This is a genomic window from Capnocytophaga haemolytica (assembly GCF_001553545.1).
GTDB lineage: Bacteria > Bacteroidota > Bacteroidia > Flavobacteriales > Flavobacteriaceae > Capnocytophaga > Capnocytophaga haemolytica.
Map to the genome: position 1 here is coordinate 925700 of NZ_CP014227.1, position 18597 is coordinate 944296.

At 43.4% G+C, this 18597-nt stretch carries 18 protein-coding genes; 11 read left to right on the top strand and 7 right to left on the bottom strand.

Going from position 1 to position 18597, the window contains the following annotated elements; all coding sequences use genetic code 11:
- Positions 1-75 precede the first annotated feature (75 nt).
- From AXF12_RS04145 to AXF12_RS04165, 5 genes are all read right to left on the bottom strand, one after another.
- Complete coding sequence (locus tag AXF12_RS04145) at positions 76-747, bottom strand: uroporphyrinogen-III synthase (RefSeq protein WP_066428573.1); 672 nt, start codon at positions 745-747, stop codon at positions 76-78.
- Positions 748-809: 62 nt separating this feature from the next.
- The gene (locus AXF12_RS04150) at positions 810-2351 is read right to left on the bottom strand and encodes an Rne/Rng family ribonuclease (RefSeq protein ID WP_066428574.1); all 1542 of its coding nucleotides are present in this window, start codon (positions 2349-2351) and stop codon (positions 810-812) included.
- 260 nt (positions 2352-2611) lie between these two features.
- Entirely contained in the window at positions 2612-2917 is a 306-nt protein-coding gene (locus AXF12_RS04155) for an HU family DNA-binding protein (RefSeq protein ID WP_066428575.1), read from the bottom strand.
- Between the two features lie 172 nt (positions 2918-3089).
- Positions 3090-4322, bottom strand: a complete 1233-nt coding sequence (locus AXF12_RS04160) for a 3-phosphoshikimate 1-carboxyvinyltransferase (protein WP_066428576.1) — start codon at positions 4320-4322, stop codon at positions 3090-3092.
- Between the two features lie 88 nt (positions 4323-4410).
- Positions 4411-4815: a DoxX family protein gene (locus AXF12_RS04165; protein ID WP_066428577.1), complete on the bottom strand. Its 405-nt coding sequence runs from the start codon at positions 4813-4815 to the stop codon at positions 4411-4413.
- Between the two features lie 725 nt (positions 4816-5540).
- Between AXF12_RS04165 and modA the strand changes: the two genes are divergently transcribed.
- From modA to AXF12_RS04180, 3 genes are read left to right on the top strand one after another with little or no spacing between them, the layout of a single operon-like run.
- Positions 5541-6305 (top strand): molybdate ABC transporter substrate-binding protein, encoded by a 765-nt coding sequence (gene modA / locus AXF12_RS04170; protein ID WP_074860779.1) that lies wholly within the window; start codon positions 5541-5543, stop codon positions 6303-6305.
- A 6-nt stretch (positions 6306-6311) separates the two neighbouring features.
- Complete coding sequence (gene modB, locus AXF12_RS04175; protein ID WP_066428578.1) at positions 6312-6989, top strand: molybdate ABC transporter permease subunit; 678 nt, start codon at positions 6312-6314, stop codon at positions 6987-6989.
- Complete coding sequence (locus AXF12_RS04180; RefSeq protein ID WP_074860782.1) at positions 6986-7600, top strand: ATP-binding cassette domain-containing protein; 615 nt, start codon at positions 6986-6988, stop codon at positions 7598-7600. Before modB ends, AXF12_RS04180 begins: the two co-directional genes overlap by 4 nt.
- Positions 7601-7695: 95 nt before the next feature.
- On the opposite strand, the gene nhaD is transcribed toward AXF12_RS04180, so the two are convergent.
- Positions 7696-9018: a sodium:proton antiporter NhaD gene (nhaD, locus tag AXF12_RS04185; protein ID WP_066428580.1), complete on the bottom strand. Its 1323-nt coding sequence runs from the start codon at positions 9016-9018 to the stop codon at positions 7696-7698.
- A gap of 217 nt (positions 9019-9235) precedes the next feature.
- Between nhaD and AXF12_RS04190 the strand changes: the two genes are divergently transcribed.
- From AXF12_RS04190 to AXF12_RS04225, 8 genes are all read left to right on the top strand, one after another.
- The gene (locus AXF12_RS04190) at positions 9236-12415 is read left to right on the top strand and encodes a cytochrome c biogenesis protein (protein ID WP_066428581.1); all 3180 of its coding nucleotides are present in this window, start codon (positions 9236-9238) and stop codon (positions 12413-12415) included.
- Positions 12405-13373: a beta-ketoacyl synthase N-terminal-like domain-containing protein gene (locus AXF12_RS04195; RefSeq protein WP_066428582.1), complete on the top strand. Its 969-nt coding sequence runs from the start codon at positions 12405-12407 to the stop codon at positions 13371-13373. The genes AXF12_RS04190 and AXF12_RS04195 overlap by 11 nt, the downstream gene beginning before the upstream one ends.
- On the top strand, positions 13370-14104 hold the full coding sequence (locus AXF12_RS04200) for a polysaccharide deacetylase family protein (protein WP_066428583.1): 735 nt from the start codon (positions 13370-13372) through the stop codon (positions 14102-14104). Before AXF12_RS04195 ends, AXF12_RS04200 begins: the two co-directional genes overlap by 4 nt.
- On the top strand, positions 14101-14715 hold the full coding sequence (lolA2, locus tag AXF12_RS04205; RefSeq protein ID WP_066428589.1) for a flexirubin biosynthesis/transport protein LolA2: 615 nt from the start codon (positions 14101-14103) through the stop codon (positions 14713-14715). Before AXF12_RS04200 ends, lolA2 begins: the two co-directional genes overlap by 4 nt.
- 4 nt (positions 14716-14719) lie before the next feature.
- On the top strand, positions 14720-15337 hold the full coding sequence (gene lolB2, locus AXF12_RS04210; RefSeq protein WP_066428591.1) for a flexirubin biosynthesis protein LolB2: 618 nt from the start codon (positions 14720-14722) through the stop codon (positions 15335-15337).
- 5 nt (positions 15338-15342) lie between these two features.
- Positions 15343-15708 (top strand): ApeI family dehydratase, encoded by a 366-nt coding sequence (locus tag AXF12_RS04215; protein WP_066431762.1) that lies wholly within the window; start codon positions 15343-15345, stop codon positions 15706-15708.
- 133 nt (positions 15709-15841) lie between these two features.
- Entirely contained in the window at positions 15842-16804 is a 963-nt protein-coding gene (locus tag AXF12_RS04220) for a type I phosphomannose isomerase catalytic subunit (RefSeq protein ID WP_066428593.1), read from the top strand.
- A gap of 33 nt (positions 16805-16837) precedes the next feature.
- Positions 16838-17848: a 3-oxoacyl-ACP synthase III family protein gene (locus AXF12_RS04225; RefSeq protein WP_066428594.1), complete on the top strand. Its 1011-nt coding sequence runs from the start codon at positions 16838-16840 to the stop codon at positions 17846-17848.
- Here AXF12_RS04225 and AXF12_RS04230 read toward each other — a convergent pair.
- The gene (locus AXF12_RS04230) at positions 17835-18512 is read right to left on the bottom strand and encodes an alpha/beta hydrolase (RefSeq protein ID WP_066428597.1); all 678 of its coding nucleotides are present in this window, start codon (positions 18510-18512) and stop codon (positions 17835-17837) included. The genes AXF12_RS04225 and AXF12_RS04230 overlap by 14 nt on opposite strands.
- Between the last annotated feature and the right edge of the window lie 85 nt (positions 18513-18597).

Here is an 18597-nt window from a genome sequence, read left to right on the forward strand (position 1 = left end):
TTCGATTAAAAAACGAAGCAAAAGTAGCAAAACAAAACCACTTCTGCAAAAAAATAGACATCTTTTTAACACACCTTATGCCAATACTTCGAGCATCTTATCTATAACACTCTCTATACAAGCCGTTTGCGAAATAAGAACCCGATCTGTATATTTACGTACTGCCGCAGCTGTCGTCTCACCAATGCACACTGCCCAAGCCCTACCCAGCGCATTCTTTTCACTAAAACTCTCTACCGCAGTTGGGCTACAAAAAAGTACAACGTCTACGTCGTCAACTATCTTTTTCGATGTCAAAACAGTCCTATAAACGATCCGTTCATCAACTGAAAAACCTCTCTCCTTCAAGAAATTAGGGAGCGTATCCAACGCTTTATCCCCTTTAAGGAATAGCACACTTCCTCCCTTTTGAAACAAATTGCCCTCTGAGAGCATCACTGTAATAAGCGCTTTAGCACTCTCTGCCCAAAGCAACACCTGAAAGCCCTTCTTAGAGAGCCTCGCCGCCGTCTTTGCCCCCACTGCCAAAACAGGCATCCTCCGAAGCGCTTCTATTTCCTTCATTTGCAGCATACTGCGCACTGCATTGCCACTGGTAATAAGCAGTAGATCCGCTGTTGTAACTACCTCAATAGGCAACAATTGCACAACGATAAAGTCGTGTTCTATAAGCCGTACTCCGCCACTTACAAGCAAATGTTGCCGCAGCTCCTCAGTCAGTACCTTTGTAGATAAAACAGTTTTCATATTGTTGTATAAAAAAACTCGGTATACAACACAAATGATGTCATATACCGAGTTGTGATTCTTTAAAGAGGCGTCCCTTCATTGGTTTTAAAGCGATATTCCAAATACGAATACGCATCGCGAGGCAACACTTTGATCCATCGCTTGTATTTGAAAAACCATTTCAGGCGTAACGACAGCAACCCGTTAGTGAAATATGCTGCCACAAAAGGGTGTGCATTCAGCACAATCTTGCCCTTATAAGCATCCTCCTTAATAATACTTTCAAGCTCTGCGTTGATTTTATCAACCAGAACGATGGGCGCTTCTATTTCGCCCAATTTACTTGGATTTTCCTCCTTTGTTTTGATGTTGAGTTCTTGGCGCACCCGCTGCCTTGTAATCTGGATAAGCCCAAACTTGCTCGGTGGTAGTATTTTGTGCTTCGCACGGTCTTCGCTCATCTCCTTACGCAGATGGTCAAAAAGCGTGCGGCGGTTCTCTGAGCTGCCCATATCGATGAAGTCCACCACGATGATGCCACCCATATCGCGAAGCCTGAGCTGCCGAGCAATCTCCGTCGCAGCGATCAAGTTCACCGACAGCGCCGTCGTCTCTTGGTCATTCGCCTTGTTCGAATGGTTGCCACTGTTCACGTCGATCACGTGCAAAGCCTCCGTATGCTCAATCACAAGATAAGCCCCCTTTGGCATCGACACCGTACGCCCAAAAGCCGTCTTTATCTGACGCTCAATGTGAAACTTCTCAAAAATCGGCACATTCGAACGGTAGAGCTTCACTATATCCTCCTTCTGCGGAGCGATCTCGTGTACATAGTGCTTCACCTGCTCGTAAAGAGGCTCGCTATCAACGTGTATACCCGTAAAAGTATCGTTGAACATATCGCGCAATATCGCCCCCGTACGGCTCACCTCGCTCATCACTTTCGAGGGGTAAACCGCCTTCTGTATCTTCTTACACATCAAAATCCAACGGTTGAAAAGCCCTTGCAAATCCTTGTCCAGTTCTGCAACCTTCTTACCTTCTGCCACCGTGCGCACTATCACGCCAAAGCCCTTGGGGCGCATCCCCTGCATCAGCTTCCTCAGGCGCTCCTTTTCCGCTTTACTATCAATCTTTTGCGAGATAGAAATCCTGTCAGAGAACGGCACCAACACCAAGTAGCGCCCCGCTATCGACAGCTCCGAACTAATGCGCGGCCCCTTAGTAGATATCGGCTCTTTAACAATCTGCACCAGCACAGGCTGGTTCGGCTTAATCACCTCCGATATCACACCATTCTTGTCAATATCAGGCTCTAACGGAAAGTCCTTCAGCGAAAAATCTCGCAGCTTGCCCGAGATAATCATCTTTACAAACTTCAACTGCGAAGCCAACTGCGGACCCAAGTCGTGATAATGCAAAAAAGCATCCTTCTCGTGCCCCACATTCACAAAAGCCGCATTCAGCCCCTGTATCGGCTTGCGTATCTTCGCCAACATAATGTCGCCTACACCCAAGCCATTCGTGTCTTCTTCCTTGTAAAGCTCAATCAGCCGCCCATCCCTAAGTAAAGCAAAATCAATGTAAGAGGAACCAGAACGAATAATTAATTCCTTATTCACTCTTCTATGGATTTTTTAGTTAAACATTATAATATTTCAATGAACTTTTTTAAAGAAGATAGAAATTAGAAAACGCAGCACCTGCCAATCCAAGCCCTTACCCTTCCTAATTTCTAACCTCTTAAAGCGAAAAAGTAGTTAAAAACTACTTCTTCTTGTGGCGATTAGCTCTCGCTCTCTTCTTACGTTTGTGGTTTGCCACTTTATGTCTCTTTCTTTTTTTACCGCTTGGCATAACTATTAAATTTATAATTAATTACTTATTTCTTCTTAGCTTTAGTCACTTTCACCTTAGCCTTTACACCTTCCACAAACACTTTCGCAGGCTTAAAAGCTGGTATATTATGCGCAGGAATCTTCAAGGTCGTATTCTTTGAAATATTACGTCCTGTCTTCTCTGCTCTGGTCTTGATAATAAAGCTACCAAAGCCACGTAAATACACATTCTCACCGCTTTCCAATGAAGCGATTACTTCGTCCATAAAGTTTTCAACCGTCTGTTGAACATCGTTCTTATCAAGACCCAATTTCTCGGAAATCTTCGATACAATTTCTGCTTTTGTCATCTTTATATTTATTTTAATAAAATGATTAACGTTTCTTTCTGGCGGCAAAGATATGAATTAATTCTTTAACTCACACAATGTTATACAAAAAAAATTACATCTAAACACTCATTATTTAGAGCACTTAGCCGCTCAATATATTATAACTTACTGATAAACAGCCCTAAGTAAATCACTCCGCCAATCTAACATTTTTTGTCACATCCTCCCAAAAATCAGGATACGACTTGCTCACCACCCCACTATTTTCGATTATAAGCCTCACTTTGAGCATCAACGGCGTAAAAGCCATCGCCATCCGATGGTCATCATAAGTAGCAATCCGCACCCCCGACTTCAACTTCGCTCCTGCCTCCAAGCACAGCGAGTCATCGCTCACTTCCACCTTAGCCCCCATCTTCCTCATCTCCGTTTGCAGCGCCAAAAGCCTATCCGTCTCCTTAATTTTCAGCGTATGCAAGCCCCAAAGCTCACACCCAATACCCAGCCCCAAGCAAGTCACCGCCACCGTTTGCGCAATGTCAGGCGTAGCATTCAAATCCAAATCCAACACCTCAAGGCGCGGCGCACTCACCCTGCGAAGCCTAATGCCATCCCCCTCAAACACCGTATGCACCCCGAGCAACTCGTACAGCTCCACCAAAGCCCTATCACCCTGGTAGCTATCACCTTTAAAATACTTCAAACACAACTCCGTACCCACATCGTTCAGCGCCACAAAACTATACCAATAGCTCGCCGACGACCAGTCCGACTCAATGCGAAGAGCCCCTTTGCCTCTCAGCTCCCCCTCCTGAGGAAACACCTCAATACAATTGCCCTTCCACGAGGCGATACGCTTGCCAAAAACCTCCTGCAACAAGCTCACCGTCATCTCCAAATAAGGCCTGCTGGTAACACGCCCTTCAAGAGTAAGTTTCAGCCCCTCAGGTAAAAAAGGCGCTATCAACAACAATGCCGAGGCATACTGGCTGCTCACACCACCCTCCATACGCACCTCACCACCACGCACCGCCACACCTTTAATATATAAAGGTGGAAAACCCTCGCGCTCCACATAGCTGATATCAGCCCCTAACGACCGTAAAGCGCTCACCAACACATCAATGGGGCGCTCTTTCATACGCCCCGAACCCGTCAAAAGCACCTCCCTGCCCTGCCTACAAGCAAAGTAAGCCGTCAGAAAACGCATCGCCGTGCCAGCGTAACCAATATCCACCTCTTGCCCTTTGCAAGCAAGCCCCTTCACCATCGCTACCGAGTCATCACTCGTAGAGGCATTCTCCAACTCCAATGAAGGCAGTAGTGCCTGCAACACCAACGCCCGCGCCGTCTCCGACTTCGAGCCACCCAAGTGCAAACAACCACCACTGCACAACACCGATCGTTCTAAAACCTTATCCAAAACCTTTCACTTTAAGCCATAAAAAGCACACCCAGCCCATCTGCACAAGCTGAGAACCCAAGCAAAAACAAGCTATTCCCCTTACAGGTTAATCCCATTTGTGCCTATGCGAAACAGCCATCTTGCCCCCGCCTGTAAAGCATAACACCAATGCGCCAAACATAAACAAGGCAGGCAACTCAGGCGCCCAACCACCGTGCTCCGTCGTTGCAAAAAGTACATTAGAGTACGCCAGATAAAGCGTCATAAGCCCACCGAGGAACATCACAAAAGCCGCCCCACGCGTGCGGAAACCCAACACTACAAATAGCGGTGCGATAATCTCGCTGAGGAACACCAAGTACGCAATCCAAAAAGGCAAACCCTTATCCACCAGCGTACTCTTCACATAATCAAGCGCCGCAGGGTGCACTAACTTATTGATACCGTGAGGGATCATTAGCAAACCCACAGTCAGGCGCAAAATCAACAATCCTGAATTCACATTTCTCATAATACAATGCTTTTAAATATAAATCACCGCAAAGGTAAGAACTTTTATTGAAACACACAAATAATTAGCACTATTTAACGCTATTTTTCAAGAAATTTGTTTAAACTTTATCTTCTTTAGTACTCTCTGGTGGCCTTGGAGGCGTGGCTGAGAAAATCATAGGAACGAGCGTAGAAAATCTCTACTGTTTGAGCGACCGCAGGGAGCGAGTTTAGAGATTTTTAGCGAGGGACGTTGATTTTCTCGCCTAAGCATCCACAGCCTTGATTTTTTGGTTCTTTTGTATCAAGACAAAAGAACAAAAAGAAAAACAACTGAGTTGAGCTATATCAACTATTTGGGATTAAAAGTTTAAACCGCTTTCAAGAAAAAAATACAACTAAAAATAAAACACACAACACAATTTATACCCTATACATTTACATTCTCCTTTACATTTACATTTTCATTAACATTTACATTTACATTAGGGGTCAAGATGGGGTGCCATTGGGGTCAAGGTGGGGTGCCATTGGGGGCAAACACTCACAAAAACAAACACATACCAAATCACCCGAACACCTAAACGGATACACAACGGATACACAACGGAAGCCCAAAAACTACCCCCACAAAGCAACCTATAAAAAATATAGAAATTTAACATTATATTAACATTTAGATAATAGAATAACCCCTAACTTTGCCATCAGTTAAATAAGTCATAACGAAAAAACAATAAGAAAATGAAAAGAATCATCACCTTACTAATCCTAATCCTCACTGCAAGTGCCCCACTGAGGGCGCAAAGCAATAGTGAAATCACCGTAGCTGCGGCTGCCAACCTGCGCTACGTCCTGCCCGAATTAGTCAGCGCTTACCACAAGGAATACCCTAAAAACCAGCTGACGATCACCTATGGCGCCTCAGGCACCTTCACCCAGCAGATCCTAAATGGCGCCCCCTTCGACCTCTTCCTCTCAGCCGATACTGCCAAGCCCGAAAAGCTCCATCAAGCAGGAAAAACCGTCGGCGAGGTAACCCCTTACGCCTATGGCAAGCTCGCTTTGTGGAGTAAGAACTACAACCCTTCCGTCGGGCTTAAGCTCCTCACCGACCCTAAAATCAAGAAGATAGCCATTGCAAAGCCCGAACTTGCCCCCTATGGTGCCGCCGCTGTCGAAGCCCTCAAAAAAGCACAACTATATTCAAAAGTAGAAAACAAAATTGTATGGGCTGACAACATAGGGGCTGCCGCCCAATACGCCGCAACAGGCAGCGCCGATGTAGGCTTTATCGCCCTTTCAAGCGCCGTAGCTACCGAGATGAAAGGAAAGGGTAAGTACCTCATCCTTAAAGAAGCACAAACCACCCCCATCCCACAAGCTGCCGTAGTGCTCGCCACCCCAAAAGCCAAAGAAGCACAACACTTCCTCGACTATATCACTAACTCCAAAGTGCAGAAGATATGGCAGAAATACGGCTATGCCCTCCCCATCAAAAAGAAATAAACCCCTATGGATAGCGATTTCCTCTACACCCTCCTGCTGACAGGCAAACTCGCCCTCCTGACCACCTTGGTACTATTGGCGATAGGCTTCCCCATAGCCTATTGGCTCAACTACAGTAAGATAAAAGCTAAAATCCTCATCGAGACCCTCATTGCAATGCCGATGGTACTACCACCGACAGTATTAGGCTACTACATCTTAGTTGCCCTTCGCCCTGAGAGTCCTATGGGGCACTTCTTTGAGCAAGTCTTCGACAAGCGATTGGCTTTCAGTTTTGAAGGAATACTCATTGCCAGCATCATCACCAATCTACCCTTTATGATACAGCCCCTACAAAGTGGATTTGCCTCCCTCGGTGAAGAGCTGCGCGAGGCTGCCTACACTATGGGTAAATCAAAGACCATAACACTGCTCAAAGTGCTCATCCCCAACATACGCCCCTCGATTATCACTGCCATAGCGCTCACCTTTGCCCACTGCATTGGCGAGTTCGGCGTAGTGATAATGGTCGGTGGCAGTATCCCTCACGAAACCCGCATCGCCTCTATCGCCATTTACGACGAGGTACAAGCCATCAACTTTGAGGCGGCCAACCGCTACGCACTCATCCTTTTTGTGCTTTCATTCAGTATCTTACTGCTGATATTCAGCGTCAATCGTAAGTTTAAAATCACCTACCGATGATATATATCCGCCTTAAGCAAGCCGTTCAATCCGCTGAAGGAAAGAAAACCATCAGCGTAGATACCACCCTCGCTCTGAACACCATCACAGGCGTATTCGGTGCCTCAGGGCAGGGAAAAACAACCCTCTTCAAGGTCGTCGCAGGGCTGCTTTACCCCGATGAAGGTTTGGTGATATACAACGACAAGACTTTTGTAGATACAACCAAAAGGATAAACCTCCCTCCACAGCAGCGCCATGTAGCCCTGATGTTTCAGAGTTATGCTCTATTCCCCAATATGACTGCTGAAGAAAACCTATTCTTCGCCCAGAAAACAAAAGATAGTAAGGCAGTAGATTACTTATTAGATTATTTGGAGATGAGCGCCTTAAGGAATAGAAAGCCTCATCAGCTCTCGGGCGGGCAGCAGCAGCGCATCGCCTTTGCCCGCGCTCTCTTGCAGCCTTCTGACATCCTCCTCTTGGACGAACCCTTCTCTGCCGTAGATACGCCTATGCGCCAAAAGATGATGCAGCTGCTCACCGAAGCACAGCAACGCACCACCATCTTGATCATCTCTCACAACCGCGAGGAGCTTACCCCTATACTCACTAAAGCAATTAGCATATAGTATTCAGTATTCAGATTGCTGACTAAAAACTAAAATATATCCCGAGCACTATATCATGGCGCTCGGGATGATTTCTACATACTATACATCGAATGTTAAAAGCTAAAATGCTCCATTCCTATAAGTGATAGGAAGCCCACGGCAAAGCCTAAGAGTGCCATCCAAAGGATATTCTTAGCATACCAAAAAAAGCTAATGCGCTCCATACCCATAGCAGCAACCCCTGCTGCTGAACCGATGATCAGTAGGCTGCCCCCCGTACCTGCGGCGTATGCAATCTCGTGCCACAAAGGCGCGTCCAGTGGCTCTTGGAACATCCCTATACTGGCAGCCACCAGCGGCACATTATCAATCACCGCCGAGGCACACCCTAACAAGAAGACTACAAGATTTTCATTGGGGATAGCACTGTTGAGACTTTCAGCGAAGTGAAAGAGCACCCCAATACTCTCTAAGGCCGCCACTGCCAGCAGTATTCCTAAGAAGAAAAGAATACTTGAGAACTCAATCTTCGAAAGGGCTCTATGAGTGGAAAAAAGAACGCTCTCCTCGGTACTAAGCTCCTTTATAGGCTTCAATTTCTCAGAGATAAACCACATTAAAGCCAAGGCAAAGAGCATCCCCATATAAGGCGGAAGATGCACTGTGGATTTGAATATTGGTACACCAATGATCGATACAAAACCAACGAGCAATACAGGCAGACTGCTCTTATAGGCATTGCGCTCTTGCTGGGTACTCACTTCGATATTTCCACGGAAAGGAGGTAGAAACGAAGCAATGAGCATAGGCACCGCAAAACATACCACCGAGGGGAGAAAAACGTATTCAATGAGCTTGGCAGCACTCACCTTATTGCCTATCCAAAGCATTGTAGTGGTAACATCTCCAATAGGCGACCACGACCCACCCGCATTAGCTGCAATCACAATCAGCGAAGCATACCAATAGCGCTCAGCTTGTGAGGGAATAAGCTTGCGTACTATAGTAATCAAAATAATAGTCGTAGTCAGATTGTCAATCAATGGAGAAAGAAAAAAGGCAATAAGCCCTATGATCCACAGAAGTTTTACTTTTTGTCGGGTCTTTATGGCCTGCTTAATCAGTTCAAAACCACGATGCATATCAATGATTTCCACGATAGTCATCGCCCCGATGAGGAAGAATAAAATCTCAGCTATAGTCCCTAAGTGATGCAAGAGGGCTTGATCAATCACTGTGGGGTTATCCATAGGGTTCACCGCCACTAAGCCTTTCGCAGGTGATAGCGCTACCACAGTGAGGTTGAGGGTTTTCAAGAGTGTCCAACACACTACTGCCATCGCTAAGGCAGAGATAGTTTTATCAATGCGCACTTGATGTTCAATAGTAATAAATAGGTAACCGATAAAAAAGACAACAATAATCCAAGTCTCCATATTAAAATGTTTTTTTGTGAATGAATGGCGGCAAAGTTAGAAAATGTTTTTAAAATAACCAAATATGAGTGAAATAAATAGTTAATTGAGAGAAAAAGTGTATCTTTGCCCCAATAAATTAAATGGGCAAATAAAAAGAAGATTCTATATGTAGCAACATTTTGCCAATTGATGAATTTTACGTACTTTTGCCGTTGGTTGCACTACAATCAATAGAATGAATAAAATATTACATAGTTTTTGGGTGATACTTTCCTCGACAAAATTGATGGCATTGCTATTCGTAACATTCGGATTTGCAATGGGTTTGGGCACTTTTGTAGAGGATAGGTACGGTATTGCTACTGCGCGCATTTGGATTTACAACGCTTGGTGGTTTGAGCTATTGGTGTTGCTTTTTGTTGTAAATTTCATAGGAAATATCAAGCGTTATAGTCTGCAAAAGCGTGAGAATTGGGCGGTATTGGTGCTGCATCTCTCGTGGGTATTTATCATTCTCGGGGCTTTTGTAACGCGCTATGTGAGTGATGAGGGGCTGCTATCGCTGCGTGAGGGTGAAACTTCTGATACTTATATTTCTGATAATACGTATATTACGGCTTTTGTTGACGGTAATTATAAGGGGAAAGATTTGCGTAAAGGGATGCAAAAACAAGTGCTTTTTTCTCCTTTTGCGAGGAATTATTATCATTGGAAGTCAGATTTTAAGGGTAAGGAATACGACATTTCTTATGTAAAGTTTATTCACGGTGTGAAGAAGGACTTTGAAGAGGATGAAAAAGGCGATCGTTACCTCAAAATAGTTGTACCTGTAGGGGCTCAGCGGGAGGAGTATTACATAAAAGACGGAGGGGCTAAAATGATTGCTGGGGCACTTTTCACCTTTAACCAAGAGGTGCCTGGAGCGTTGCAAATCACTGAGCGCGATACACTTATTTATATTAATGCCCCTGTTGAGGGTAGCTATATAAAGATGCGTGATATTGGTAAGATCCCTGAGGGTGCTACCTCTATATATGATTATATGACGCCTATCGCAGCCAATGCGCCTACTGAATTGTATCTTCGGGCGATGTATGCCTTTGGAAATGTGGAGTTTGTGGCTTCTGAAATCGTGCGTGGGCGTGAGGCAGTCCTTCCTTTGGAGCACAGTGAAATCACCAAGGATAGTGCAGATGGCATTGTGCTGCGCATTAGCAGTGGGGGAGAGGCAAAAGAGGTGACAGTGATGGGCAAAAAGGGTGAGGTAGGAATACCTACCACTGTGAGGGTGAATAACTTAGATTTTCATCTGAGCTATGGTTCGCGCGAAGAGCAACTACCTTTTTCCGTGCGCTTGAACGATTTTATCGCTACTAAATACCCAGGCACCGAGCGCAGTTATGCTTCCTATAAAAGTGAGGTGACTGTACTACCTAAGGAAGGGCAACCGTTTGATTACCCGATATATATGAATCATATCCTCAACTATAAAGGCTATCGACTTTTTCAGGCGTCTTTCTCCCCTGATGAGAAAGGGACAGTACTTTCCGTCAATCACGATGTCTTGGGGACTACACTTACCTACATAGGATATATTTTACTCTTTTTGAGTTTATTAGCTTTTATGTTTGTCGGTAAGTCACGTTTTAGAAAGCTCAGTGCTCAATTGCGAGAGTTACAACAAAAACGTATTGATAAAGTAGTAACTGTATTGCTGTTGCTCAGTGTAGGAATCGCCTCAGCACAACAGTATCCTTCTGAAAAACAGTTAGATTCAATATTAAAAGCCACTACGGTAAGCCGTGAACACGCGGCTAAATTTGGGGCACTGCTCATCCAAGACGAAGGGCGCATCAAGCCTGTAAATACATTTTCATCTGAATTACTACGAAAAGTAGGTAAGCGCGACACTTTCCGAGGGATGAATTCTGACCAGGTGCTACTCTCGATGCTACAAGCCTCTGCGATGTGGTATTACTTTGATATTATGTACGTTAAGAAGGATAATGACAGTCTTCATAATTATCTGGGAGTGAAGAAAGGTGTAAAGCGCATTCCTGCGATAAGCCTTTATAAAGCAGATGGGGGCTATAAATTAGCACCTTTTTTAGAGAAAGTTTATGCTACTAACAATCCTAATCAGTTTGAAAAGGATATTAAGGAAGTCGACCAGCGATTGGGCTTACTCAATAGGGCACTCTATGGTGAGATCTTCAAGATTTTTCCTGTGCCTGCAGACCCTAATCATCGGTGGATATCGCGTTTGGATTACGTAGAAAACCCTGAAATAGTGAAAGATACTCTTTATGGGAAAGTGATTAGAGAGGCTATCCCCGTGTACTTATCATTAGTAAAAGAAGGTATCCGCACGGGTGATTATTCACAAGCAGATAACTTCCTTGAAGGGCTGAAACAGAATCAATTGCGTTACTCAAAGATGCTCATCCCCTCAGAGACAAAGATAAAAGCGGAGTTGTGGTACAACAAAATTAATGTATTTGAGCAACTTTTTCAAGCATATTTATATGTGAGTTTGCTACTTTTTACAGTCTTAGTATTAGCTGTTTTCTCATCTAAGAGGCTCTATAATAGACTGTTGACTATTGGTAAAACACTTCTTTGGCTGTTCTTTATCGCTCATACGGCAGGGCTTATAGTGCGTTGGTACATTTCAGGGCACGCCCCTTTCAGCGATGCTTATGAGAGTATGATCTATGTGGCGTGGTCTACGATGGGGGCAGGACTACTATTTGGTCGTCGTTCGTGGTGGGCATTGGCTTCTACCTCATTTGTGTCGTCGATGTTACTAATGATTGCCCATTGGAATTGGCTCGACCCGTCTATAGGAACCCTCCAGCCAGTGCTCAACAGCTATTGGTTGATGCTCCACGTGGCAGTGATTGTAGGCAGTTACGGTCCCTTTGCTTTGGGTGCTATCCTTGGAGCTTTGAGTATGCTATTGATGATTTTCACCACGATAAAGAATAGAGATAAAGTGCACGTTGTACTTAAAGAACTGTTGATAGTAAATGAGTTATCACTTACTGTGGGGCTTGTGATGCTCACCATTGGTAACTTTCTCGGTGGGATGTGGGCAAATGAAAGTTGGGGGCGCTATTGGGGCTGGGACCCTAAAGAGACGTGGGCACTGGTGAGCATAATGGTCTATGCCTTAGTCATCCACCTGCGATTGGTGCCAGGGATGCGTGGTAAATGGCTTTTTAGCTTGATGAGCTTACTGGCATTTTTCAGCATATTGATGACTTATTTTGGTGTAAACTTTTATCTTTCAGGGATGCACAGTTATGCTTCAGGTGAAAAGATTATTACACCAACATTTGTATACTACGCCGTAGGTGTTGTAATTTTACTCGCTGTTCTTTCCTATATAAGAAATAAACGTTATGAAAACTAACACATATATCAACGGAGCGTGCTGCATATCGACACAAGACACTTTCAAGGCAACAGAATTGTTGTCAATAAAGTCTATCGTTTCTGGTGAAGTGCTTAACGCTATCGACCCACCTTATAAAGAATATATTCCTCCGACGATGATCCGCAGGATGGCTAAGGGTGTGAAAATGGGAGTAGTAGCCACTACTGAGGCACTCAAAGAGGCTGGTAATCCTCCCTTGGATGCTATCCTCGTAGGCACAGGGATAGGCTGCTTGCAAGACTCAGAGAAGTTTCTCAAAGCACTCCTCGACAACAATGAACAACACCTTACACCAACGGCATTTATCCAATCCACTCACAATACGGTAGCGGGACAGATAGCCTTGCAACTACAATGTAAAGGGCTCAATTTCACTTATGTAAATGGAGCAGTTTCCTTTGAGTCCGCCTTGTTAGATGCCAAGATGCAGATGGAACTCGGCGAGCTCTCCACGGCACTCGTAGGGGGGGTAGATGAGCACAGTCCACACACTTTATATTTGTATGACTTGATAGGACTACCCTTGAAGTCAGAGGGGGCTGGCTTCTTTGTTCTCTCTGATAAACAGACGGATAACACTTATGCAACGCTGGTAGATGTTACCCTTAGAAACGTAGTAGAGCCTGATGAATGGCAAAATTTTGTAGACGATTTTTTACAACGAAACAGTTGTTCTTATTCTGATATTGACTTGGTGTTAACAGGAGAAGACTGTAAGCGTAATTACCAGAAGCCTACAATTGCTTATAAAAGTCTCTGTGGGGAGTACTATACAGCGTCTGCTTTTGGTTTGTGGCTGACGTGTACCTTTCTTAAACACCAGCATATTCCCGCTACATTAGTTGCGGGAAAACCACCTAAAAGTCTGAAAAACATTCTATTAGTCAATTCCTTTATGGGAAAAGACTACAGCCTAACCCTTATAAGAAGATGAGCAAACACTTTTATATTACCTTGCTGTGTATTCTAACCATTGGTATTACCCTGTTGGTAGGAGCTCCTTTTTGGGTGTACATCATTATTGTAGTCGTTTATTTAGGACTACTATCGTGGGGTGTGTTTGATATTCGTCTATCTTACTTTGTACCAACAATTTACCACCTTGAAGGGCGTCCTAAGCGTACTGTAGCACTTACCTTTGATGACGGACCTTCTGAATTGACACCACTATTCCTTGATACGCTTAAAAAATACAACACAAAAGCTGTATTTTTCTGTATTGGGGCGCAGATAGAAAAGTATCCAGATGTTGTAAAACGCATTATTGCTGAAGGACATCTAATCGGTAATCACACCTATTCACACAAGGCAAAAAACACTCATACCAGTACCCAAACGATGATAAAAGAACTTGAGCAAACCGATATAGCACTAAAAAAATTAGGTATCACTACTGCACTATTCCGACCGCCTTATGGCATCACGAATCCACAGATAGCAAGTGCTGCTAAGCGTCTTAAAAAGAAGGTGATAGGTTGGGATATTCGTTCGCTCGACACAATGATCACTAATGAGGATAGGTTGCTGAAGCGCATCACACGCAAGCTCACTAATGGCAATATCATACTGATGCACGACCGCTTAGAGCAGAGTTTGCACGTTTTGGAACGCTTATTGCAGTACCTCTCACAAAATCAGTATACAACAACAAACAAGATCGTATGAAACACCTTATTTTAATATGTACACTGCTCATTAGCAGTATAGTAGCATCACAGACACTTTCAAGTGCAGAGGCTTCAGAGTTTAAAAAGAAAGTAGTTGCTAAAAATAAAAGTATACAGACAATGCAGGCTACTTTCCAGCAAAAGAAGCACTTAGACTTTATGAGCAAGGATATTGAGACCTTTGGGGAGATGGCTTTCTCTAAGCCTGATCGCCTCAATTGGCAGTACAATAAGCCTTACAAATACCGTGTGGTTTTCAATAAAGATCATATCACCATCAACGATGAGGGCAACGTCTCACAATTGAAGGCAGATAACAAAGTCTTTAAGAGGATTAACAATCTTATTGTCAGTTCAGTAAGTGGTGATATATTCAGTGGAAAAGAGTTTGCTATAACACTTTCAAAAGCAGGAAATAAAGTCCTTGCAAGGCTTATTCCTAAGGATAAAACACTATTGAAATATATGAGTGAGATACATCTTTACCTTGCTTCAGACTATACGGTTGATACTGTAAAACTCATTGAGCCTTCAAAAGACTACACTGAGATTATTTTTACAAACAAGAAGCTCAATACACCGATAAATGACAACATTTTTAAGATGTAAAGCAATGAAGAAAATCCTTCTATATACTACATTTATGTTGCTCGTAAGCTGTGGTACGATTTATGAGCTTCCTCAGACTTATACCCTTGTAAGCGAAAATATTCAAACTGTTGATAATCCACAGTTTAGAGTAGGGGAGGAGTACCTCTACCGCGCTTCTATAAAAGCCTACGGACACCAATTCGGGGGCTTATTAGTAATAAAAATCGCAGGGGAGCACAGCTGGCGCACCGCCCTCACTACCGATTTTGGCAATACATTGCTCGACCTCTCTTTAGAGGATAACAAACGAAAAATCAACTCTATACAAGAAGCACTCAATCATAAGATTGTGGTCAAGACACTCTTTAATGACTTTGAAAGTCTACTTACTCCTTCTTTTACGGTATTGAAGGCTTACAACAATGAAGGGGTACAGGCGTGGCAATGCAATGACGGCAAAAATGTTGTCTACATTTTTAAAGATGACAACAAAAACACCTTCACACAGCTCAATCTCCATAGAGAGAAACCCTATACTACCTTCATTTACAGTCCTTTTGATGGTGACGCAAAGCATAAAACTATAACTGTAGATCACCACACATTGGACATTCAAATTACACTTAACCCCTTACAATAATGAATATGTTAGACGATTTTTACACACTTAATAGTTTACAACCAACCACTGAGAATGACTACATCTGTGAGCTCACACTCAATGCTGCACACCCTATTTTTAAAGGACATTTTCCTGACAAACCCATCACTCCAGGGGTGTGTATGTTACAGATTATTAAGAACATAGTTGAAAGTATTACCGCTCACAAACTCTTTCTTTACAAAACCGTTAATGTGAAGTTTATGGCACTAATCAACCCTTACGAGAACCCAGAGTTGACCCTCACACTGAGCATTTTGCCTTACGCCGATGGCTATCAGGTGAAAAGTACAACTTCCTTTGGTGATACAGTGGCATTGAAGCTCACTAATTACTATAATAAGGTATAATCGCTTGTGATACAAGTCAATAAATAAAAAAAACGCTTATTACTTGTGATTTCCAACAAAATTACCTACCTTTGCCCCGAAATAATAACAGCCTCATACCCAACGGAAAAGGGATGAGCCAAAACTACAAAAAATGTATCCATTAAAGTTTCAACCTATTTTAAAAGAGCGTATTTGGGGCGGTACCAAGCTCAAAACACTGTTTAACAAACCTATTACAACTGATATTACTGGTGAAAGTTGGGAAGTTTCTGCTGTAAAAGGCGACATTTCTGTTGTCGCTAACGGCAAATTTACAGGGCAATCTCTCCAAGAATTGATCGAGCAATACCCTAATGAACTCCTCGGAAAGCACGTCCACAAGGCTTTTGGAACTGACTTTCCCATTTTGATTAAGTTTATTGACGCACGTGAGGATTTATCCATTCAGGTGCACCCTAATGATGAGCTTGCTAAAAAACGACATAACTCATTTGGGAAGACTGAAATGTGGTATGTACTACAAGCAGATCCTGATGCACACCTCATTGTAGGCTTCAATAAAGAGGTAACTAAAGCACAATATCAAGAGGCTCTCAATAGTGGGAAACTCACAGAACTGCTTAATTATGAGGAGGTAAAAGCAGGTGATACTTTCTTTATCAAGACGGGAACTATCCACGCCATTGGCAAAGGTATTATCATTGCTGAAATACAACAAACGAGCGACATTACCTACCGTGTATACGACTTCAATCGCCGCGATAAGAATGGTAATCTGCGCGAATTGCATACTGAACTCGCTCTCGATGCCATCGACTACACTTATAGAAATGATTACAAAGTGAGGTACACCGACAACGAAGACGTAACGAATCCACTCGTCCATTGTCCCTATTTCATCACTGATTATCTACCGCTCACGAAGGATTTTAGCAAAGACCTCTCCGCTGATGATTCTTTCCATATCTATATGTGTGTCAAGGGCGAAGGAACTATTTCTGACGGTGAGGTAGCTTTGCCTATCCGCCAAGGAGAGACAGTTCTCTTTCCTGCTTCTTGCAACAAATTAGTGGTAAAAACCAAAGGAATTGATCTCTTAGAAGTAAGAATATAATACAACAAGAAACAACACTATAATACAACAAATATGTTATATCGTTCAAAAATCAAAGGATTAGGCTTCTATGTGCCTGAGAATGTAGTTACTAATGACGACCTTTCAAAGTTGATGGATACCAACGACACTTGGATCACTGAGCGCACGGGGATTAAAGAGCGCCGTCACGCGATCAAAGGCGGAGATACCACTACTTCGATGGGAGTAAAAGCCAGTCTTAAAGCTATTGAGGCGGCTCAAATCAGTAAAGATGATATCGATTTTGTCATTTTTGCGACACTCAGCCCCGACTATTATTTTCCAGGGTGTGGTGTGTTGGTACAGAAAGAATTAGGCTTGAAAACCGTTGGAGCGCTTGACATCCGCAACCAGTGCTCAGGCTTCATTTACGCTCTCTCAGTAGCCGATCAATACATCAAAACAGGGATGTACAACAATATTTTAGTCATCGGGGCAGAAACACAATCACCAGCCTTGGATATGACTACACGTGGGCGCGGTGTGGCTGTTATCTTTGGCGATGGAGCTGGAGCAGCTATTGTGTCAAGGTCTGATAATGAGCAGGTCGGCATCCTCTCTACGCACTTGCATAGCCAAGGGGAATATGCTGAAGAATTAGCGATGATTACCCCAGGAGTAGGTACGAAATGGGTGACAGAGCTCCTGAAAGAGAATGATCCAGACGATGTGTCGTACTATCCTTATATGAATGGTCAGTTTGTGTTTAAAAATGCTGTAGTGCGTTTTGCTGAGGTGATTGAGGAGGGGCTTAAAGCCAATGGGCTTAGCCGTGAAGATATTGATGTACTGATCCCCCATCAGGCTAATTTGCGCATTTCACAATTTGTACAACACCAGTTCAAACTTACAGATAATCAGGTGTTCAACAATATTATGAAGTATGGTAATACCACAGCTGCCTCAGTGCCTATTGCTCTTACAGAAGCAGTACAACAAGGACGTATTAAAAATGGTGATTTAGTAGTATTAGCTGCTTTTGGTAGTGGTTTCACTTGGGGAAGTGTTATTATCCGTTGGTAAGCTCAAGAAGCTTTGGTAGATGCTCGTTGAGCCATCTATAACGAGTTATAACCATAATATGAGTGCCACCCTGTACCACCATAGGTGCATCTATGTATTTGATAGGGAATACAATATCCTTATCACCGTGGATGTGCAGCGTGCGTGGTAGAGGGCTTTTTTGTTTCCATTTTACTATGCGATCAATCCCCCAACGAAGGTACTTTTTTGAGTGCAAACCAAGGTATTGCTGATAAAGCCAAATGCGTTTGCGCAGTGCTTTGGTGGGGGCAAATCGTCTCCAAAAACTCAGATGGTTGATAATGCTTACAGGTAGGAGCCTATGCAAGTAGGTGTAGCGTGCTAATAGCATCTTTTTAGGGAGTTCGTGCTCGCTTTTCACACTTGATATAACAACAATTCTGTCGTAGTCTATAAGTTTTGCAATTTCTTGTACTATGATTGCCCCGAAGGATACACCGAGCAGTATAGGGGTGTTGTGTTTTATTTCTTTAGCGATGCGACCTGCATAGTCAGGTAGACTTTCTCTCTTGTGAGGTTCAATCCATTCTAAAGGGTGAAGTATGTAATTATCAGGTAGATGCAGCCTCTCGAAGATACGTGAACTGGCAGCCATTCCAGGCATCAGATAAATGTGTTTTTTATTTTTTTGACTTTTCTCCATTGACATTTTAATTTTTTTTCATATCTTTGCACCCGAAAATGACGGAGGCTTATTTAGGGGGTAAAAGTACAACTATTTTGCGTAA